Origin of the sequence: Streptomyces sp. CG4, assembly GCF_041080655.1 — a bacterium.
Lineage (GTDB): Bacteria > Actinomycetota > Actinomycetes > Streptomycetales > Streptomycetaceae > Streptomyces.
The window spans coordinates 4160779-4180194 of record NZ_CP163525.1 but is presented as its reverse complement, the minus strand read 5'-3'; the positions used below and the strand labels follow the sequence as shown (position 1 = coordinate 4180194).

The window sequence follows — 19416 nt, the reverse complement described above, 5'->3', positions numbered from 1 at the left end:
CGACGTGTGCGACGGGTGTTTACGGGTGTACGGCCGACCCGTGACGTGTGGTCTCACCGCCGTCGGGTGGCTGCTCCTCGGGGCAGTAGCGGGCCCAGGCATCGGTGAACTGTGCGTGGGTGAATCCCCGGGCCTGCCGTCCGCCTTCGAAGCGGAGGACGGCTGCCTGGATACCGAAGTCCTTCAGCAGGATCCCCAGGTAGCGCGGGGTCAGACCGGTGTTGCGGTACTCCGCCCACGGCGCCTCCTGGTCCTTGAGTAGCTCTTCCAGCAGGTCCCGCGTGCGCACGGTGTCAGGATCGCCGTAGCACGCGAAGACGCGGCGGATGTCCTTCAGCAGGCGTGTCTTCACGTTGGACTCGTCGTCCTGGCCGACCTCGGCGGCACACATGGCCACGCACGCTTCGCGTGCTCGCTCCGGCCAGGAGTCGCCTGCCAGTTCGGCGACGACCACCAGCGGTTCCCAGGTGTCGGCCGCACGGTCCTGCACCGGCATCGGCGGCACCAGGTCGGCTGCGGTGTCCATCAGCGGGCGCAGCCAGGCAGTCAGCCGGTCACGTAGGGCGTGCAGGGCGGGTATGTCGCGGCGGGAGCGGAACTGTTCCACCCGCTCACCTGGCTTGCGCCGCTGCATTCGGATCACCACGGCCCGGTCCATGACCGTGTCCGGCAGGTCCCCGATGCCGGCGAGCGCGGCCATGGCGAAGGTGGGGAACGCCTGCGGCTTGTGCTCCGGCCCGGAGATCCGCAGGGCGGGCCGGTTGCGCTGGTGGCCGGCGTTGAGGAGGCCACGCAGCTCCTCGTTCTTTTCGGCGGCCTTGATGCTGCCGAAGATGGTGTCGGCCTCGTCCACCAGCAGGGTGGGCGGGTCCGCACCGATGGCGCGGAAGACCACCGCCGGGCTGGTGTTGACCGTGATCAGCGGCTCGCGCACAGTCTCGGTGAGCACGTCCAGCAGGCGGGACTTACCGCACCGCTTCGCAGGCCCGACCACGGCGAGGCGAGGTGCGTGCTGGAGGGCGGGCTGGATGTGCGTGGCCGCCACCCACAGCGTGACGGCGGTCAGCGCCTCACTGCTGGGCAGGATCACGTACCGCGCGATGGCTTCCTGCAGCTCGTCCAGTAGCTGTGCGCCTTCTCCGGGCTGCCCTGGCTCGTCGTCCTCCGAGGTCGAGGCTTTCGCGGTGGCGTCCTGGCCCAGGGCGGCGACGGGCGGCCAGGTGGGTATCGAGGATGCGGCGGAGGAGTCGGGGGACGTAGATTCGTCCATAGGCGTTCCTTCCCGGTGGGCCGGACGGGCAAGGCCCGGCCCACCGATTCGATCGTTCAAGGGCGATGGGGGCGGGGACTCTGTGGCTCTCGGCGGTGGCTCGCGGAGAGCCGCTTCGCTGTCCCGGCAGGGCGGCTTCAGGCCGTGAGGTCGTACGCGGACTGGGCGTTCACCCAGGCGTCCACCTCGGACCAGCGGTAGCGGAGGTGGCGGCCGACCTTGTGCACGTTGGGGCCGAGGCCCCGGTACTTCCACTGGTAGAGCGTTTTCACCGGCACCCCGAGATAGGCAGCGACTTCCGCCGGGGTGGCCAACGGGCCGCGCCGGGCAGCGTCGGCGGAGGAAGGGGCGTTCGCGCTGCGGAGAGAGGTATTCGGCACAGGGCTCCTTTTCGGTCTTGGACAGCGTGCCTGGACAACACAGCCACACCGCCAGCGAAGAAGTCCAGCGTTGGTTCTAAAACTCTCCACTAATTCCCTCGGCGTGGCTGGGAGGGGTAATAACCGTAGAGGTGGATCGGCCGTTGACCAAAAAGTTGGCGACTACCTCCTCATCCCTGATCGCCCGGGGGGCACCGACCGGGCCCGTCTCGTCGGTTGGTGCAGGCCGGAGCCTGTCTGGGCAGGTGATCAGGTGAGCTGAAGCAAGCGGTGAGCACATCATCGGTTACCGGCTCAAAACGCCCAAAGTTCACGCGTGACGGCAAGTTAGCACGGCGACTCCCGGAATTACTCGTCCGTGCCTCGTGAATGGGCGAGATAAACGCCACGCCGCCCCACGGTCACCCTGCAACGACTTCTGTAGAGTTTTAGAGCCAACTCTTGCCATAAAGGTCGGCTGCAAGTTACAGCTACCTGTCATGGCAACTCGACCCGTTGAAATAGGCCCCGCCGGCCTCCACGCCGCCCGCGCCATAGAGCGAATACGCATCGCGCGCGGCCTGACCCAGCACCAGCTGGCTGCCCGATGCACCGCGCTGGGCCGCCCGACGTGTAACACAGCCCTCAGCCGCACCGAGCGCGCCCACCGCCGCTGTGACGTCGACGACCTCGTCGCGATCGCCGCCGCCCTCGGCGTCTCGCACGCAGTCCTGCTGCCTCTGGAGACCTCTCCGCTCCGGACCTGGGAGCGCATTCAGGGGGTCCTTCTTGGCTGACGTGTACGACCGCTGGCACAAGTCCCACCCCAAGCCCACCGAGGCCGAGTGCGGTGAACACAAGAGCCGTACGCGGCAGATGGTCCCCACCGCCGATCATGGCGTCGGCAAGCGGTGGCAGGTCCGCTACCGCGATCTGGACGGCCGCCAGCGCAAGGAAAACTTCGACACCAAGGCTGAGGCGGACAACCGGGCCGCTGAGGTCGACGTCGAGATCCGGCGCGGTTCCTACGTCGTGCCAGCCGAGACGAAGCAGACGCTCGGCGCCTACGCACAGAAGTGGTTGGACGCGAACTCCGTCGGTCCGACGACAGCCCTCCGCTACGAGGCAACGGTCCGCAACCACATCGTCGAGCACCTCGGGCGACGCGAGCTTCGTTCCCTCAACCAGCCCTCGGTCATCCAGGGCTGGATCCGCACCCTCCAGGACGCCCGCCTGGAGGTGTCGACGATCGAGGGCATCTTCGACATCCTCTCCAGCATCCTCGGCGCGGCCGTGGAGGATGGGCTCCTGCCGAAGAACCCCTGCAAGGCGAAGTCGGTCAAGCTGCCGACCGCGACCAAGAAGAAGATCATCCCTTGGCCGCTGGAGCGCGTCCGGGCAGTCCTCGCCGGCCTGCCCAAGCGCTTCCAGGCCGGCGGCAAGCTCGCCTTTGGCTGCGGCCTGCGTCAGGGCGAGGTCTTCGGCTTTGCCGTCGAGGACATCGACTTCAAGACCGGCTGGATCCACGTCAACCGCCAGGTACGGCTCGTCGGCACGAAGCCCGTCTTCGCCCTGCCCAAGGGGAACAAGATCCGATCTGTGCCTCTACCGGCCCAGCTTGCTGCCGCCCTCAAGGCCCACACGAAGGAGTTCCCGCCGGTCGAGGTCACCCTGCCGTGGGCCAAGCCGGACGGCGAGCCGAAGACCTTCCGTCTCCTCTTCGTCGACCAGAAGGGGCGGGCCTACAACCGCAGCGTCTTCAACATGGGCGACTGGAAGCGCGCTCTGGCTGCCGCTGGCGTGATCCCTCCCCGCGAGCGCGGTGCGAGGTACCTCCAGGCGGCCCCCGAAGACGGGATGCACGCCCTCCGGCACGCCTACGCCTCCGTGCTCCTGGACGCGGGTGAGAGCATAAAGGCGCTCTCCGAGTACCTCGGCCACTCGGACCCGGGCTTCACGCTCCGGACGTACACGCACTTGCTGCCGTCCAGCGAGACCCGCACCCGCAAGGCGATCGACGACGCCTTCACGGAAACGGAAGCCGAGGCGGAAAACGACGGCGACCCACCCGCAGCCCAGGGCACATCAGCACCCCCAGCAAAACCAATGTGCCCTCAATGTGCCCTGGCCGCCTGACGGCCCTCCCCGGCACCCAAAAGGGCGAGGTCCGAAGACCCCGCCCAACCCGCAAGAAACCCCAGCTCAGAGCCGATCAGGGCCACACCAGGCAGTACGGCTGATGCCCCGCCTCATGCAGTCGATGGCTGAAGTCCTGCCACTCGTGCAGCAGCTGGTACACGTTGAACGCGTCCCGTGGACCCCCGCGGTCCGGGACCGTCGACCAGATGAAGGCCGCCGCGCCGACCGCTTCCTCGCCGATGCCGCGCAGGGGGTCGACGACGGTCATGGGCAGCCTGACGACCGCGTAGTCGGGGTGCAGGACGACCAGTTCCAGGGGCGGGACCTTGTGCAGGGGGACGCCCTCGATGCCGGTGAGGACCATCGCCGCCATCGTCTCCGGCTTGATCTTGGTGAACATGCCGTTCATGCCCAGCTCGTCGCCGCCGAGTTCCTCGGGGCGCATGGAGATGGGGACACGGGCCGCGGTGGCGCCGTCCGGCGCACCGAAGTATTTGTACGTCACCCCCACCCGACCACCATTCCTGCTCCCCGCCCTGAGGCGGTCGGCCCGCCGGTCGTGCCGCTCGGGCTCGCCCGGTACACCCTGTGTATGACGTGCTTCAGCCTGACGTGATTCGGTCGCTTCCTCCGCGTCGCGCCGGTGCCTTCCCCGCCGGGCACGTCGAGGACCCAGGTCATCAGTCCCCTCGCCCAGTCCGCCACCGCGATGCATATCTCCACCCGACTGCTTTTTTAGGACGCGTGGCCCCCGCCGCGCAACCCGATCATCGTGTCAGTGACCTCCCCCACGGCCGCCCGCCGAAACGTGCGGTGGAACAACAGGCCACGGGATCTTTTCCGGTCCCTGATCACTACGTGCGTATGAGCTGTGTGTATCAGGTCTCAGTCTCGCAGATGGCGGACGGCGGCGATGGACGGCAGAACTTCGACCGCCACGTCCCTCGGCCACGTCCGCCGCCATGTCCGGCGCCACCTGCGCCGCCACGTCCGTCGCTGCGTCCGCCACCACGTGCGCCGCCGTGTCCGCCGCACCTCCGCCGCCCCGCCCCTCAGCGTCTCGATCCCGAGGCGGGCCACGCGTCCGTCGGGCCGCGGCCTACCCTGAGGAGGTCACCGAAGTCACCGGAGTCCGAGAAGCCGGAGAAGTCGCACGCCATGAGTGCCCTGAGCGAAACGCCCTATCCCTACGATGCGCCCGCCTCCCAGGCGCTCTTCGACCGCGCCTCCGCCGTCACGCCCGGCGGGGTGAACTCCCCGGTGCGCGCCTTCCGCGCCGTCGGCGGTACGCCCCGCTTCATGGTGTCCGGCCGCGGTCCGTACCTCACCGACGCCGATGGGCGTGAATACGTCGACCTGGTGTGCTCCTGGGGCCCGATGATCCTCGGGCACGCGCACCCCGAGGTCATCGCCGCCGTCCAGGAGGCCGTCGCCCGCGGTACGTCCTTCGGCACGCCCGGTGAGGGCGAGGTCGCCCTCGCCGAGGAGATCGTCGCCCGGGTCGAGCCCGTCGAGCAGGTACGGCTCGTCAGCAGCGGGACCGAGGCGACCATGAGCGCCATCCGGCTCGCGCGTGGGTTCACCCGCCGGTCCAAGGTCATCAAGTTCGCCGGCTGCTATCACGGGCATGTCGACAGCCTCCTCGCTGCCGCCGGGTCCGGTGTGGCCACCTTCGCCCTTCCCGACACCCCGGGCGTCACCGGGGCCCAGGCCGGCGACACGATCGTGCTGCCGTACAACGATCTGGAGTCCGTGCAGGAGGCCTTCCACCGGTTCCCGGGCGAGATCGCGTGTGTGATCACCGAGGCCTCGCCGGGCAACATGGGCGTCGTCCCGCCGGACCCCGGCTTCAACCAGGGGCTGAAGGACGCCTGCCGGAAGAACGGCGCCCTCTACATCTCCGACGAGGTCATGACGGGCTTCAGGACCAGCCGGGCCGGGTGGTACGGGATCGACGGGGTCAAGCCCGACCTCATGACGTTCGGGAAGGTCATGGGCGGGGGCTTCCCCGCCGCCGCCTTCGGGGGGCGCGCCGATGTCATGGCGCATCTGGCTCCCGCCGGGCCCGTGTACCAGGCCGGCACGCTGTCCGGCAACCCCGTCGCCACCGCCGCCGGGCTCGCCCAGCTGCGGCTGCTCGACGACGCGGCCTACGACACGGTCGACGCCGTGTCCGCGCAGATCCGGGCCCTCGTCACCGAGGCGCTGAGCAAGGAGGGTGTCGCACACCGGGTGCAGACGGCCTCCAACATGTTCTCCGTCTTCTTCACCGACCGGCAGGTGCGGACGTACGAGGACGCCAAGCGGCAGGAGTCCTTCCGCTTCACCGCGTTCTTCCACTCCCTCCTCGCGAACGGCGTCTATCTGCCGCCGTCCTCGTTCGAGTCCTGGTTCGTGTCCACGACCCACGACGAGCGGGCCATCCAGAAGATCGCCGACGCCCTTCCGGCGGCGGCCCGGGCGGCTGCGGAGGCCACCGCGTGAGCAACATCATCAGCAGCGGCGCCGGCGACCGGGACAAGGACGTCACCGTCGTCCATCTCATGCGCCACGGCGAGGTCGACAACCCGGACGGGATCCTGTACGGGCGGCTGCCCGGGTACCACCTGTCCGAGCTGGGCCGGCAGATGGCCGACCGGGTCGCCGAGCACCTCGCCCCGCGGGATGTGACGTACGTCTGTGCCTCGCCGCTGGAGCGGGCGCAGGAGACGGCCACCCCGATCGCCAAGGCGCACAGTCTCGATCTGGACACCGACGAGCGGCTCATCGAGGCCGACAACGTCTTCCAGGGCAAGACCTTCGGCGTGGGCGACGGCGCGCTGCGCAAGCCCGGCAACTGGAAGCACCTCGTCAACCCGTTCAAGCCGTCCTGGGGCGAGCCGTACGTCGACCAGGTGGTGCGGATGATGGGCGCGCTGAACGCGGCCAAGGACCAGGCCCGCGGGCACGAGGCGGTGCTGGTCAGCCATCAGCTGCCGATCTGGATCGTGCGGTCCTATGTGGAACGGCGCCGGCTGTGGCACGATCCGCGCAAGCGGCAGTGCACGCTCGCCTCTCTGACGACGTTCACGTATCTCGGCGACCGGATCGTGTCGGTGGGTTACAGCGAGCCCGCCATCGATCTTGTCCCGGCTCATCTGCGGGCCGGTGCCAAGCCGGTGCCGGGGAAGAGCAAGGCCTTCGGTGCGTGACGCCGGTGGCGCGAAACTGCCGTTTCCTGCAGCTTATTTGACGCACCTTAGGCATTTTTGCCTGAGTTATTGCGAAAAGCATACGAATTCAAGTGAACCTTCCCGGCCGTCGCGCCCTCTCAGTGGGTGTCTACCAGCAGGCGCGACGAATCGGGGATTTTCATGCGCACCGACTCCCGGAACTTCTCCCGCCGGGGCATACTCGGCCTCGGCGCGGGTGCCGCGGCCGCCGCCACTCTCGCCGGCTGCGGTAGCTCCACGTCATCGGGCGGCAGCGGGCACGCGGCCGGTTCCGGCGGCGGCAACGACGGGCAGGGGGGCGACCCGAGCGCGCCCCAGGGCAAGCTCATCGGCGACGGCTCCACCTCCTTCACCGGCAAGCAGCCGCACCAGCCGAGCAAGCCCGAGCCGCTGGAGCCCGGCCAGACTCCGCCGCAGTTCGTGATCTTCTCCTGGGACGGCGCCGGCGAGGTCGGCAACGGCCTCTTCCCGCGCTTCCTGGACCTGGCCAAGCAGCACGGCGCGTCCATGACCTTCTTCCTCTCGGGTCTCTACCTGCTGCCCGAGGACAAGAAGCGGATGTACCAGCCGCCGAACAACAAGATCGGCGCCTCCGACATCGGCTACCTGAACAACGACCACGTCAAGGCGACGCTGACCAACGTCCGCCGGGCCTGGCTCGAAGGCCACGAGATAGGCACCCACTTCAACGGCCACTTCTGTGGCGAGGCTCACACCTCGGTCAAGTGGTGGACGCCCCAGCAGTGGCACAGCGAGATCAAGCAGGCCAAGTCCTTCGTCAAGAACTGGAAGACGAACACCGGCTTCTCGGACATGCCGGCCCTGCCGTTCGACTACGAGAAGGAGCTCGTCGGCGGTCGTACGCCCTGCCTGCTCAACCAGGAGAACCTGCTGCCGACCGCCCGTGAGCTGGGCTGGCGCTACGACGCCTCCTCGCCCGGCGGCCTGCAGGTGTGGCCGTCGAAGAAGCACGGGCTGTGGGACTTCCCGCTGCAGGCGATCCCGTTCCCCGGCAAGAAGTTCCAGGTCCTGTCCATGGACTACAACATGATGTTCAACCAGTCGCAGAACTCGACCAAGGCGCCGCCGTCCAACTACCCGGCCTGGCGCGAGCAGGCGGCCGGGGCGTACATCGCCGGCTTCAAGCGGGCATACTTCACCAACCGGGCGCCGTTCTTCATCGGCAACCACTTCGAGCACTGGAACGGCGGCATCTACATGGACGCCGTCGAGCAGGCCTTCAAGCACATCGCGCAGGCGAAGGAGAAGGGCGCCGACGTCCGCCTCGTCTCCTTCCGGCAGTTCTGCGACTGGATCGACGTGCAGAAGCCCGAGGTGCTCACCAAGCTGCGCTCGCTCGGGGTCGGACAGGCGCCCACCGGTGGCTGGAAGCAGTTCCTCGCCTAGTCCCATGCTCGGCCCTTGTCCGGCCCTTGCCCGGCCCGCGCCTGACCCCCTGTCGGAAATGTCCCGTGTAAATACGCCCTGAAATGCGGGTTTCCGCCCGGCAGGGGGGCGCGCGAGATCGCCGGAACTGGCATGCGAAACTTTTCACATGAGTACCCGTAGCCGTGCCGTCCTGCTCGGCGCCGTGGCCGCCGTGACGGCTCTGACCCTGTCCGCGTGCGGCAAGGGCGGCACGTCCGGCGGCGGTGGCAACACCAACTTCGTCACCGGCCACAACGGCATCGACACCGTGCCGGCGGGCAAGCGCGACGCGGCCCCGGACCTGTCCGGCGAGACCATCGACGGCAAGACCCTCGACGTGGCCTCCTTCAAGGGCCAGGTCGTCGTCGTCAACGTCTGGGGCTCCTGGTGCAGCCCGTGCCGCGAGGAGGCCACGTACTTCTCCAAGGTCTCGAAGCAGTACGAGGGCAAGGGCGTGCAGTTCGTCGGCATCAACACCCGGGACACCAGCACCACCCCCGCGGTCGCCTTCGAGAAGGAGCACGGGATCGGCTACCCGAGCCTGTACGACCCCACGGGCAAGCTGATGCTCCGCTTCAGGAAGGGCACGCTCAACCCGCAGCTGATCCCCTCCACGCTCGTCATCGACAAGCACGGGAAGGTCGCCGCGCGAGCCCTGGAGGCGCTGGACGACACGGCTCTGCTGAAGATGCTCAGGCCCGTCCTGGCGGAGAAGTGACGTGAGCGCACTCGTGACGCTGGCCCTGACGGGCCAGAACGAGACCGTGCGCGACGGCACCCTGCTGATCGCCCTGCCCGTCGCCCTGCTCGGCGGGCTCGTCTCCTTCTTCTCGCCCTGCGTCCTGCCGCTGGTTCCCGGCTACCTCTCCTACGTCACCGGAGTCGCCGGCACCGACCTGGCCGACGCCCGGCGCGGGCGGATGGCCACCGGCGCGGCGCTGTTCGTCGTCGGCTTCACCGCCGTGTTCGTCTCCGGCGGGGCGCTCTTCGGTTTCTTCGGCTCCACCCTGCAGGAGTACAAGGACACGCTGTCCAAGGTGCTCGGCGTGCTCATGGTCCTGCTGGGCGTGTTCTTCATGGGGCTGATGCCCTGGCTGACCCAGCGTGAGTTCCGCTTCCACCGGCGGCCGACCGCAGGGCTGATCGGCGCGCCCCTCCTCGGCGCCCTGTTCGGCATCGGCTGGACGCCCTGCATCGGCCCCACCCTCGCCTCCGTGATCGCCCTGTCCTCCCAGCAGGCGAGCGCCGGCCGGGGCGCGATACTGACCGTCGCCTACTGCCTCGGCCTCGGCGTCCCCTTCGTCCTCACCGCCGTCGCCTTCCGCAAGGCACTCGGCGCGTTCGGCTGGGTCAAGCGCCACTATGTCTGGGTGATGCGCATCGGCGGCACGATGATGATCGTGACCGGTGTGCTGCTGCTCACCGGCGCCTGGGACAGTCTGGTGCAGCAGATGCAGACCTGGTCCGACGGCTTCACTGTGGGGATCTGATCGATGAGCACAACCGAAACCGACAAGAGCCAGGACCAGGAGGACCTCGGCGCGGCCGGCTCCCAGCTGTCCACCGCGCCGGCCGAGGAGCTCTCCGCCGTACCCGGCCTCGGCGTCATCGGCTGGGCCCGCTGGTTCTGGCGGCAGCTGACCTCCATGCGGGTCGCGCTGCTGCTGCTCCTGCTGCTCTCGCTCGGCGCGATCCCCGGCTCGCTCATCCCGCAGACCGGCGCCGACCTGAACAAGGTCGACGACTTCCGCAAGGCCCACACGACACTCGCGCCGATCTACGACAAGCTCGGGCTGTTCCACGTCTACAGCTCGGTGTGGTTCTCCGCGATCTACATCCTGCTGTTCGTCTCCCTCATCGGCTGCATCGTCCCGCGCACCTGGCAGTTCGTCGGTCAGCTGCGCGGCCGGCCGCCCGGCGCGCCCAGGCGGCTCACCCGGCTGCCCGCCTACACCACCTGGCGCACCACGGCCGAGCCCGAGCAGGTCCGCGAGGCCGCGCTCGCGCTGCTGAAGAAGCGCCGCTTCCGCGCCCATGTCGCCGGTGACGCCGTCGCCGCCGAGAAGGGCTATCTGCGCGAGCTGGGCAACCTGGCCTTCCATGTCGCCCTGATCGTGCTGCTGATCGCCTTCGCCTCCGGCCAGCTGTACAAGTCGGACGGCACCAAGCTGGTCGTCGAGGGCGACGGGTTCTCCAACTCGCTCCCGCAGTACGACGACTTCAAGTCCGGCAGCCTGTTCCAGAACGACGACCTCGTGCCGTTCAGCTTCAACCTGAAGCAGTTCAACGGCACCTACGAGGTCACCGGCCCCAACAAGGGCACGCCGCGCACCTACGAGGCGAAGATCGACTACAGCGAGGGTGCGTACGGCAAGGAGAAGTCGACCACCGTCAAGGTCAACCAGCCGCTGCGCATCGGCGACTCCAAGGTCTACCTCGTCAGCCACGGCTACGCGCCCGTCATCACGGTCCGCGACGGCAAGGGCCAGGTCGTCTACCACCAGGCCGTACCGCTGCTGCCGCTCGACGGAAACGTCACCTCCAACGGTGTCGTGAAGGTGATGGACGGCTACAGGAACGGGCAGGGCCAGTCGGAACAGCTCGGCTTCCAGGCCTTCTTCGTGCCGACCTTCAACCCGAAGGCGGGCACGATGCTCTCGCAGTTCCCGGCGCTGGTGAACCCGCTGCTCGCGGTGAACGCCTACCACGGCGACCTCGGTGTGGACTCGGGCATCCCGCAGAGCGTGTACCAGCTGGACAAGACGCACATGAAGGCGTTCAAGGACGACAAGGGCCAGCTGCTGAAGAAGCTGCTGCAGCCGGGCGACACGCTCACGCTGCCGAACGGCGCCGGGTCCCTCACCTTCGAGAAGGACGTCAAGCAGTGGGCCGGCTTCGAGGTCGTCCAGGAGCCCGGCAGCGGCTGGGCGCTCGGCGGTGCCGTCGCCGCGATCTTCGGTCTGGCCGGATCCCTGTTCATCCAGCGGCGCCGGGTGTGGGTGCGCGCGGTGCGCGGCGCCGACGGCGTGACGGTCGTCGAGATGGCCGGGCTCGGCCGCAGCGAGTCCGCCAAGGTGCCCGAGGAACTGGGCGACCTCGCCGGAACCCTTTACGACCAGGCGCCGGGGGCACCCGAACCCGACGACGACTCCACCGAATCTCCCGTCGTACCTGCCGAAGGGGCTGAGAAGTGACTCTCGCCGCCGCTACCGATCTCGCTGCCGCGACCAACGAACACCTGGCGAGCATCAGCAACACGCTGATCTACTCGTCCATGGCCGTCTACACCCTGGCCTTCTTCGCCTACATCGCCGAATGGCTCTTCGGCAGCCGCAGCAAGGTCGCCCGTACGGCCGCCGCGCTGACCGCGGACGCGAAGACCTCCGCGAAGGCTCCTGCCGTCACCGTGAAGCAGGCGGGGGGCACCGCCGTACTGGAGCGGCCCAAGGTCGTCGTCCGCTCGGCGGCCGGTGCCCGCGACGTGCCGGACGGGCCCGGCGCGCACGGCGGGGACGTGCAGGGCGACCTGTACGGCCGGATCGCCGTGTCCCTCACGGTGCTCGCGTTCCTGGTGGAGCTGTGCGGCGTCATCGCCCGCGCGGCCTCCGTGGAGCGGGCTCCGTGGGGCAACATGTACGAGTTCAACATCACCTTCTCCACCGTCGCCGTCGCGGTGTACCTCGGGCTGCTGGCGCTGAAGAAGAACGTGCGCTGGCTCGGCCTGTTCCTGATCACCACGGTCCTGCTGGACCTGGGCCTTGCGGTCACCGTCCTGTACACGGCGAGCGACCAGCTGGTCCCCGCCCTGCACTCGTACTGGTTGTACATCCACGTCTCCACCGCGATCTTCTGCGGCGCGGTGTTCTACGTCGGCGCGGTCGCCACGATCCTGTACCTGTTCAAGGACGCGTACGAGAACAAGCTGCAGACCGGCGGCAAGCCCGGCGCCTTCGCGACCTCGGTGCTGGAGCGGCTGCCTGCCTCGGCCTCGCTGGACAAGTTCGCGTACCGGGTGAACGCGGCCGTGTTCCCGCTGTGGACCTTCACGATCATCGCGGGCGCGATCTGGGCGGGCGACGCCTGGGGCCGCTACTGGAACTGGGACCCGAAGGAGACCTGGTCCTTCATCACCTGGGTCGCCTACGCCTGCTACCTGCACGCCCGCGCGACGGCCGGCTGGAAGGGCCGCAAGGCCGCCTACCTGGCGATGATCGCCTTCGGCTGCTGGCTGTTCAACTACTACGGCGTCAACATCTTCGTCACCGGCAAGCACTCCTACGCGGGCGTGTGAGCCGAGAGGCGCCCACACTGGTGTCATGAGCGGTTCCATCGCACAGGGCGCCAGTCAGACCCACGGGAACACGCACATACTCCACTTCCTGGTGCGGCTCCCGAGGCCCATGGAAGACGTCTGGCCGGCGGTGGCCACCCCCGAGGGACTCGGGGTGTGGTGCACCGCCGTCGACGTTCTGCAGCCCCGGCTCGGCGGTGCGGTCGCCCTGCGCGAGCTGGGCTCCGGCCGGGTCACCGCCTGGGACGTCGACCGGGTCGCCGAATACACCGTCGAGGGCGGCGGCCGGCTCCGGTTCCATCTGGAGCGGGCCGGGGAGACGGGGAGCGTGCTGCGCTTCACCCGTGAGTTCCGGGGCGAGGGGGAGTCCGAGGCGGACTGGCGCCGACGCTTCGAACGCCTGATCGAACGGCTGGGTGCCTCGCCCCACGCCTAGGGCGGTGCCCCGGGCACCGCCTGGGCGCGCGTCAGGACACCGCGGACAGGGTGCCGTGGGCCACCGAGGCGATGCGGTCGCGCAGCCGCTCGACGTACAGCCGCAGATTCTTCGCCGCCGTGTCCGTGTCCGGGTACCGGCTCGCCAGCCACAGCCCCTCGTGCAGCCGGTTCACCCATACGCACACCTGGTCGCCGTACGACACCCGCAGCAGCGCGTGCGCCCGCTGCTCGGCCCAGCGCGCGGCGCCGGGTACGGTCCGGGCGTCGACGTAGGAGACGATCGAGTACAGGTCCGGCGAGGTCGGCCGGAAGTCCGCGCCGAGCAGCCTGAGCACCCGGGCCAGCGGCATCCGGGCCAGCGACCGGTTGGCCTGCAGCTCGGCGCGCACCGACCGCAGCGCGTCCGGGAAGCCCGCCACCCGGGCGACCGGGACCTCGATGGGGGCGCCGCCCACGTACCAGCCGACCGAGTCGTTCCACCGCGACTTCACCCGGGTGTGGAACGGCACCACGGTCCGGAACACCGCGTGCCCGCCCAGCTCGTGCACGATCAGCCCGGTCGCGGCCAGCAGACCGACCAGGCTGCCGCCGTACGGCCTGCAGTACGCCTCGAACGCCGCCGCGTCCTCCGCGTCCGCCAGCGGCTCGCACAGCATCCGCTGCCCGGGCAGCGGACCGCCCGGCTCCAGACCGAGGTCGACCGGGAAGCTCGGCAGCCTGCCGTCGCAGCGCCGGATGAACTCGCGCCAGCGGTCCACGATCGCGTGCCGGCCGTCGATGGCGTCCGCGTCGGCGCGCTCGATCTCGCAGAAGTCGACGTAACTGGCCGCCGGGACGAGGGAGTCGGGCGCGGTGCCGGCCAGGCCCGCCGTGTACAGCTCGTGCACCTCGGCGGCGATCCGGGTCAGGGAGTAGGCGTCGACGTTGCTGTGGTCGAAGGCCATGTACACGCTGGCGCCGTCGTCGCGTACGACCGCGGTGTAGATCAGGTTCGGCCAGCGCAGCGCGTCCGCGACGGTGTCGAAACGGTCCTGGAGATGCCGGACCAGCTCGTCCGCGTCGTCGAAGTCGCCCGCCTCCTCCCGCTGCAGGGACACATCGGCGGCGTCCAGGGTGAAGCGGCGCAGTTCGTCGTCCGAGGGGCCCGCCCAGCGGAAGCCGCTGCGCAGCGTCTCGTGCCGTACCGTCCAGGTCCGCAGCGCCTCCTGGAGCACGTCGAGGTCGACCGGGCCGGGCAGGTCGAAGGCGGTGCCGAGCCAGGTCGGCACGAACAGCCCGTCCTCCCGGACGCACTTGGCGGTCCTGATGTGCGACTCCTGGATGTAGGCGGGGGGCCGGGAGTCCTCCGGGAGCGCCGTCGCCGCCGCCACGGTCGCCGGGCTCAGTGTCCACTCGACGAGCCGTCCCGGCCGGACCTCGCAGCGCTGGATGTCAGTGATTCGCACGCGTCTCCCATCACAGAAAAGGGGCCCTGGTTGCGGGCCCCCCTCAAGGCAATGCCGTGGGACGCGGCCGGGATGTGCGTGGCCGGTTCATTTCACTGGAATGGCCGGTGAGTCGAACGTGTGAGTGGTTAACTGACCGTGTCAGGCCAGGGATCAGCTCAGCCGACGGAGATGGAGTCGAGCTTCTCGCGCAGATACACATGGGAGTCGACCGGCGGATACGCCACCCGGCCCACGGGCGCCGGCACGGACTCCACGAGGGTGCCGGGGGTGCACTCGCCGAAGTACACGAGGGACATCAGCTCCTCGGCGGGTGCGTCGACCGGCGGCGGCAGTACCCGGTGCCGCCCGGACCGCCACCGGTCGCCGGTCCAACGGGCCAGCAGGTCACCGACGTTGATGGTGAGTGCGGCGGGATCGTAGGGCGCGTCCGCCCAGCCGCCCGCATCGGTGTAGACCTGCAGCCCGCCCTTCCCGGCCTGCCGGTCGAGGATGGTGACGGTCCCGAAGTCGGTGTGCGGCCCGATCCGGAACTGGCCCGGCAGCGGCTCGCCGACCACCTCCGTGCCCGGATACCAGTTGATGTTGAAGCCGTACGTCGGATGGTCCATGTGCCGGGAGAAGAAGTTGCGTTCCAGCCCCAGGGCGTAGCCCAGCAGCGACAGCAGCTCCTTCTCCAGGGCGGCCATCCGCGCCAGGTACTGCGTGCCGAGCGCCTTGAGGCCGGGCACCTCGGCGGGCCACACGTTGGGCGCGTACCACTCCGCGTTGACGACGGGATCGTCGTACGGCTCGTCCGTGGCGAAGGTCAGCGACTCCTTCAGGTCGGGCGGGGTCTCCGTGCCCTCCGCGTACCCGTTGGCCTCGGCGCCGGGCCCGAGCCAGCCGCGCCCGCCGACCTTCGCCGCGTAGCGCCGCTTGACCTCCTCCGGAAGCCGGAAGAACTCCCGAGCCGCAGCGCGGACCCCGGCGCGCAGCCCCGGTTCCACCCCATGCCCGGTGACCAGCAGAAACCCGGCGGTCCGCAGCGCCTCGTCGACGGTACGGGCGAGCGCGGCCCGGCCCTCCTCGTCGCCGTCGAGCCAGGGCCGCAGGTCGATGCAGGGAACGCGCGCACTACTCACCGATGTCCTCATTCCACAGCTCCGGGTTCTCCTCGACGAAGGCACGCATCATCGCGATGCACGCGGGGTCCTCCAGCACCACGACCTCCACACCGAGCCCGGCCAGCCAGTCGTGCCCGCCGTGGAAGGTGGTGGCCTCGCCGATCACCACCCGGGAGATGCCGAACTGGCGGACCAGGCCACTGCAGTACCAGCACGGGGACAGCGTGGTGACCATGGTCGTGCCGCGGTACGTGCGCTGCCGTCCCGCCGCGCGGAACGCGGCCGTCTCCGCGTGGGCGGAGGGGTCGTCGTCCTGGACGCGGCGGTTGTGGCCGCGGCCGAGGAGGGTGCCGTCGGGGGCGTAGAGCGCGGCGCCAATGGGGATCCCGCCCTCGGCCAGGCCCGCGCGGGCCTCGTCCAGAGCGGTGGCGAGCCAGGCCCGGGCCTGTCGTTCGTCCATGCCCCTACTGTCCTGTGCGGCGGGGTGCGGGGCAACGGCGACGGTCAGAACCCACCCGCCGCGCTTACCCGATTCGCGTTCACGCCGCCACCGACCGCCAGATCCGTTCCGGCAGCAGTACCGCCGCCTGGTCGAGATCCACGTCGTCGATCCCGGACAGCCACCGGCGGGCGATCCCGACGACCGGCCCGAGGATCAGGGACTCCAGCAGCGGTGCCGGAAGCGGAGCGAGATCGCCGGCGTCCACATGCCGTCCCGCCCACTCCGCCAGCGGCGACAGCCGGGCCTCCTGCGCGTCCCGGAGCCGCTTGCCGTCGGCCATGCCCTGCCGGTCGGCGTACGAGGAGTGCAGCAGCAGCGCCGCCTCCCGGTGCTGCTGGACGAAGTCCAGATACGTCTTGACCAGGGCACGGATGCCGGTGTGCGCGGTACGGGTGTGCTCCAGCGCCCCGACCAGCTCGCCGAGCAGCCGGCCGAGCCACCGCGTGAGCAGGGCGTTCATCAGCCCGTCGACACTGCCGAAGTGGTGGTAGAGGCTGCCGAGGCTGACCCCGCTCGCCTTGGTGAGCGCCGCGACCGTCAGCCCCTGCTCGCCGGACTCGGCGTACAGCCGCAGGGCGGCGTCCAGGAGCTGTTCGGCGGTGGCCTCGCCACGCTTCTGCTTGGGGCTCATTCTGAAGAACTTTTCTAGAAAGATATTTTAGTTCTGTGGGCTGTTGGCCCACACTGGTTGCCTCATCCTCACATCCAGGAGCGGCTGATGTCGTCACCCGAGAACCCAGGAACCCCCGAGAAGAAGCAGGGCCTCGCCTGTCTGGGCGTGCTCGGGGTCATCGCCGTCGTCGTGTTACTCCTGGTCTTCGTCAACCGGGGCGGCGGCAGCAGCGACGTGTCCGGCGACACGGCCGCGTCACCGTCGTACCCGACCGCCACGGCGACCGGCGAGCCGTACACCAGCGATCCGTACACGAGCGAGCCGAGCACCGGCGACCCGTACAGCAGCTACAGCAGCACTCCGGACACGAGCGCCCCGTACGGCACCGGCAACCCCTACGACACCCCGAGCCCGGACCCGAGCCCCTACACCTCGGGCACCTGCCTCAACGGCACCCTGCCGGACTCCACCACCGCGCAGTCCGTCAGCGGCGTGGACGAGGTCTCCTGCTCCGCGTCCGACGCGCACTACCAGGTGATCGAGACGATTCCGCTGACCTCGGACATGAGCCGCTGCAATGACAACCCCCGGACCCAGTACGCCTTTTCATCGCGCTACACGATCAACGGGTCGACCATCAACGAGTATGTGTACTGCCTGGTGGGCCTCGGGTCCTACGCGCGCTGAAGCAGAAGCAGGGGGAGAGAGTTGATCGGGGAACACGACGGGGTCGAGCCGCTGGAAGGGGACGATCCCCGGCGGATCGGACCGATCCCGCTCGTCGGCCGGCTCGGAGCCGGCGGCATGGGGCGGGTTTACCTCGGTGTGCACGAGGGGCGGTACGCCGCCGTCAAACAGGTCCTGCCGTCGGTCGTCGGCGAGGACAAGGACTTCGTCCGCCGCTTCGGACACGAGCTGGACAACCTCTCCCGGCTGCCCGCCGGGGCCACCGCGCCGCTGCTCGCCGGGGACCGGGACGCCCGCCCGCCGTGGTTCGCCACGGCCTACGTCCCCGGGCTGACCCTGCGCGAGGCCGTCGAGGCGCACGGCAGGCCGCTGCCGGCCGCGTCGCTGTGGCTGCTGCTGCGGCGGGCCGCGGAGGGGCTGGCGGCGGTGCACGGGCTGGACATGGTGCACCGGGACGTCAAGCCGTCCAACGTCATGCTGACCCTGGACGGGGTCACCCTCATCGACTTCGGGGTCGCCCGGGCCGCCGAGCAGAGCCAGCTCACCCGGACCGGCATGGTGGTCGGCACCCCGGCCTACATGTCGCCGGAGCAGGCCTCCGGCGCCCGCCGGCTGACCGGCGCGGTGGACGTCTTCGCGCTCGGGTCCGTGGTGGCGTACGCGGGCAGCGGGCAGCCGCCGTTCGGTGACGAGTCGGGGCACGGGGTGCTGTACCGGATCGTCCACGAGCAGCCCGACCTGGACGAACTGCGGTCCGTGGACGCAGAGTTGGCCGATGTCGTCGCCTCCTGCCTGGACAAGGACCCGGAGGGCCGCCCCACCGCGGCCGAGCTGCTGGAGCTGACCGCCGGCCACGTGGCGTCGTCCGACGCGCCGCTGTGGCCCACGGCCGTCACCGAACACCTCACCGCCCGCGCGGAGTTCGCGGCGCAGGTGCCGGAGGTGGGGGACAGGACGGTTCCGGCGGCCGGCGGAACGGCTGAGCCGGAGCCCCGAGGCGCCGCCGGGCCCGAGTCCGGGCCCCAGGTCGTCGTGGGGCCCGGCGGGGGACGGTCCGAGCCGCAGCGGCGGCGCAGGCGCCTGCTGGTGGCCGTCGTACCGATCGTGGTCGGCGCCGGAGTCGCGACCCTCGCCTTCCAGCTGGCCCCGTACGCCACCGACGCCCGTCACGACGGTGCCGCCGGCACGCCGGGCGCCTCCGCCTCCGTCTCCGCGACGGCCGACGCCACGCCCGGCGGATCCGCGGCGAGCCCCTCCGGGAAGCCCACGCCCGGCAACAAGGGCTCGGCGTCCCCGGCGAACGGGAAGAAGCCCGGGAAGAACGGCGACTCGAAGACCGGCTCGCAGGGCACGGACGGCTCCGACGACGGGAGCACCGGGACCGGAGGCAACGGCGCAGGCGGGGGCTCGGGCTCAGGCGGCTCGGCGGGCTCGGGCGGCGCAGGAAGCTCCGGCGGGTCGAGCGGCTCCGGCGGCTCCGGCGGCTCCGGCGGTTCGAGTGGTTCCGGTGGCGGCAGCGGTGGCTCGTCCGGTGGGGGCACCAGCCCCGGTTCCGGCGCGTTCCGGCTGAAGAACGGCGAGAACGGCAAGTGCCTGACCCAGGTCTACGGCTCGACCGGCCTCGGCAGTTGCTCGGACTCCACGGCCCGCTGGACCTTTCGCAGTGCCGCGGGCGGCAGCGTCAAGGTCGTCAACGTCTCGACCGGCTCCTGTCTGAGCGCCAACGGCAACGGCCAGGCCGTCTTCGTCGGCGACTGCTCGCAGGGCGGCAGCAACCTCCGCTGGTCGACGGGTTCCGGCGACTCCCTGCGCACGGTCTACGACGGCGGCTGCCTCGACCTCGCCTTCGGCGGCGGCGTGGCCGAGGCGAGCTGCCAGTCCGGGGCGTCCTCGCAGAGCTGGGCCCGCACATGAGGCCGCCGTCGC

The 19416-nt window shown here is 69.9% G+C and carries 19 protein-coding genes; 12 read left to right on the top strand and 7 right to left on the bottom strand.

The window, feature by feature from the left end; genetic code table 11:
* Nucleotides 1–19: 19 nt before the first annotated feature.
* Together AB5L52_RS19000 and AB5L52_RS18995 are read right to left on the bottom strand one after the other, a co-directional pair.
* Nucleotides 20–1270: a DUF3631 domain-containing protein gene (locus AB5L52_RS19000; protein WP_058081473.1), complete on the bottom strand. Its 1251-nt coding sequence runs from the start codon at nt 1268–1270 to the stop codon at nt 20–22.
* Between the two features lie 137 nt (nt 1271–1407).
* On the bottom strand, nt 1408–1650 hold the full coding sequence (locus AB5L52_RS18995) for an AlpA family transcriptional regulator (protein WP_094056861.1): 243 nt from the start codon (nt 1648–1650) through the stop codon (nt 1408–1410).
* 479 nt (nt 1651–2129) lie between these two features.
* Here AB5L52_RS18995 and AB5L52_RS18990 point away from each other — a divergent pair, with 479 nt between their 5' ends.
* Together AB5L52_RS18990 and AB5L52_RS18985 are read left to right on the top strand one after the other, a co-directional pair.
* The gene (locus tag AB5L52_RS18990; RefSeq protein ID WP_369365162.1) at nt 2130–2426 is read left to right on the top strand and encodes a helix-turn-helix domain-containing protein; all 297 of its coding nucleotides are present in this window, start codon (nt 2130–2132) and stop codon (nt 2424–2426) included.
* A 1-nt stretch (nt 2427) separates the two neighbouring features.
* Nucleotides 2428–3765 (top strand): site-specific integrase, encoded by a 1338-nt coding sequence (locus AB5L52_RS18985; protein ID WP_058081476.1) that lies wholly within the window; start codon nt 2428–2430, stop codon nt 3763–3765.
* Nucleotides 3766–3841: 76 nt separating this feature from the next.
* Here AB5L52_RS18985 and AB5L52_RS18980 read toward each other — a convergent pair whose 3' ends face one another.
* Nucleotides 3842–4279: a hypothetical protein gene (locus AB5L52_RS18980; protein ID WP_067057744.1), complete on the bottom strand. Its 438-nt coding sequence runs from the start codon at nt 4277–4279 to the stop codon at nt 3842–3844.
* A gap of 656 nt (nt 4280–4935) precedes the next feature.
* Here AB5L52_RS18980 and hemL point away from each other — a divergent pair.
* The 8 genes from hemL (at nt 4936) to AB5L52_RS18940 (ending at nt 13135) form a co-directional block, all read left to right on the top strand.
* Entirely contained in the window at nt 4936–6252 is a 1317-nt protein-coding gene (gene hemL / locus AB5L52_RS18975; RefSeq protein WP_369368927.1) for a glutamate-1-semialdehyde 2,1-aminomutase, read from the top strand.
* Between the two features lie 59 nt (nt 6253–6311).
* A complete protein-coding gene (locus tag AB5L52_RS18970) occupies nt 6312–6959 on the top strand; it encodes a histidine phosphatase family protein (protein WP_351027049.1) in 648 nt (215 codons plus the stop codon).
* Between the two features lie 162 nt (nt 6960–7121).
* Nucleotides 7122–8387 carry a hypothetical protein gene (locus tag AB5L52_RS18965; protein ID WP_369365159.1) on the top strand — a complete coding sequence of 422 codons (1266 nt, stop codon included), beginning with the start codon at nt 7122–7124 and terminating at the stop codon, nt 8385–8387.
* Between the two features lie 148 nt (nt 8388–8535).
* Complete coding sequence (locus AB5L52_RS18960) at nt 8536–9126, top strand: TlpA disulfide reductase family protein (protein ID WP_351026949.1); 591 nt, start codon at nt 8536–8538, stop codon at nt 9124–9126.
* A gap of 1 nt (nt 9127) precedes the next feature.
* Entirely contained in the window at nt 9128–9898 is a 771-nt protein-coding gene (locus AB5L52_RS18955) for a cytochrome c biogenesis protein CcdA (protein ID WP_351026948.1), read from the top strand.
* A 3-nt stretch (nt 9899–9901) separates the two neighbouring features.
* On the top strand, nt 9902–11602 hold the full coding sequence (locus AB5L52_RS18950; RefSeq protein WP_351026947.1) for a cytochrome c biogenesis protein ResB: 1701 nt from the start codon (nt 9902–9904) through the stop codon (nt 11600–11602).
* Nucleotides 11599–12699, top strand: a complete 1101-nt coding sequence (ccsB, locus tag AB5L52_RS18945) for a c-type cytochrome biogenesis protein CcsB (RefSeq protein WP_351026945.1) — start codon at nt 11599–11601, stop codon at nt 12697–12699. Before AB5L52_RS18950 ends, ccsB begins: the two co-directional genes overlap by 4 nt.
* Before the next feature lie 25 nt (nt 12700–12724).
* Nucleotides 12725–13135: an SRPBCC family protein gene (locus tag AB5L52_RS18940; RefSeq protein WP_351026944.1), complete on the top strand. Its 411-nt coding sequence runs from the start codon at nt 12725–12727 to the stop codon at nt 13133–13135.
* Between the two features lie 31 nt (nt 13136–13166).
* On the opposite strand, the gene AB5L52_RS18935 is transcribed toward AB5L52_RS18940, so the two are convergent.
* From AB5L52_RS18935 to AB5L52_RS18920, 4 genes are all read right to left on the bottom strand, one after another.
* Nucleotides 13167–14582, bottom strand: a complete 1416-nt coding sequence (locus tag AB5L52_RS18935) for a condensation domain-containing protein (protein WP_351026943.1) — start codon at nt 14580–14582, stop codon at nt 13167–13169.
* A 158-nt stretch (nt 14583–14740) separates the two neighbouring features.
* Complete coding sequence (locus AB5L52_RS18930) at nt 14741–15718, bottom strand: isopenicillin N synthase family dioxygenase (RefSeq protein ID WP_369365156.1); 978 nt, start codon at nt 15716–15718, stop codon at nt 14741–14743.
* Nucleotides 15699–16148: a nucleoside deaminase gene (locus AB5L52_RS18925; RefSeq protein ID WP_369365154.1), complete on the bottom strand. Its 450-nt coding sequence runs from the start codon at nt 16146–16148 to the stop codon at nt 15699–15701. The genes AB5L52_RS18930 and AB5L52_RS18925 overlap by 20 nt, the downstream gene beginning before the upstream one ends.
* Before the next feature lie 79 nt (nt 16149–16227).
* On the bottom strand, nt 16228–16821 hold the full coding sequence (locus AB5L52_RS18920; RefSeq protein ID WP_351574311.1) for a TetR/AcrR family transcriptional regulator: 594 nt from the start codon (nt 16819–16821) through the stop codon (nt 16228–16230).
* An 87-nt stretch (nt 16822–16908) separates the two neighbouring features.
* On the opposite strand from AB5L52_RS18920, the gene AB5L52_RS18915 reads away from it, so the two are divergent.
* Nucleotides 16909–17490, top strand: a complete 582-nt coding sequence (locus tag AB5L52_RS18915) for a hypothetical protein (RefSeq protein WP_369365152.1) — start codon at nt 16909–16911, stop codon at nt 17488–17490.
* Between the two features lie 21 nt (nt 17491–17511).
* Nucleotides 17512–19404: a protein kinase gene (locus AB5L52_RS18910; RefSeq protein ID WP_369365150.1), complete on the top strand. Its 1893-nt coding sequence runs from the start codon at nt 17512–17514 to the stop codon at nt 19402–19404.
* Nucleotides 19405–19416 lie beyond the last annotated feature (12 nt).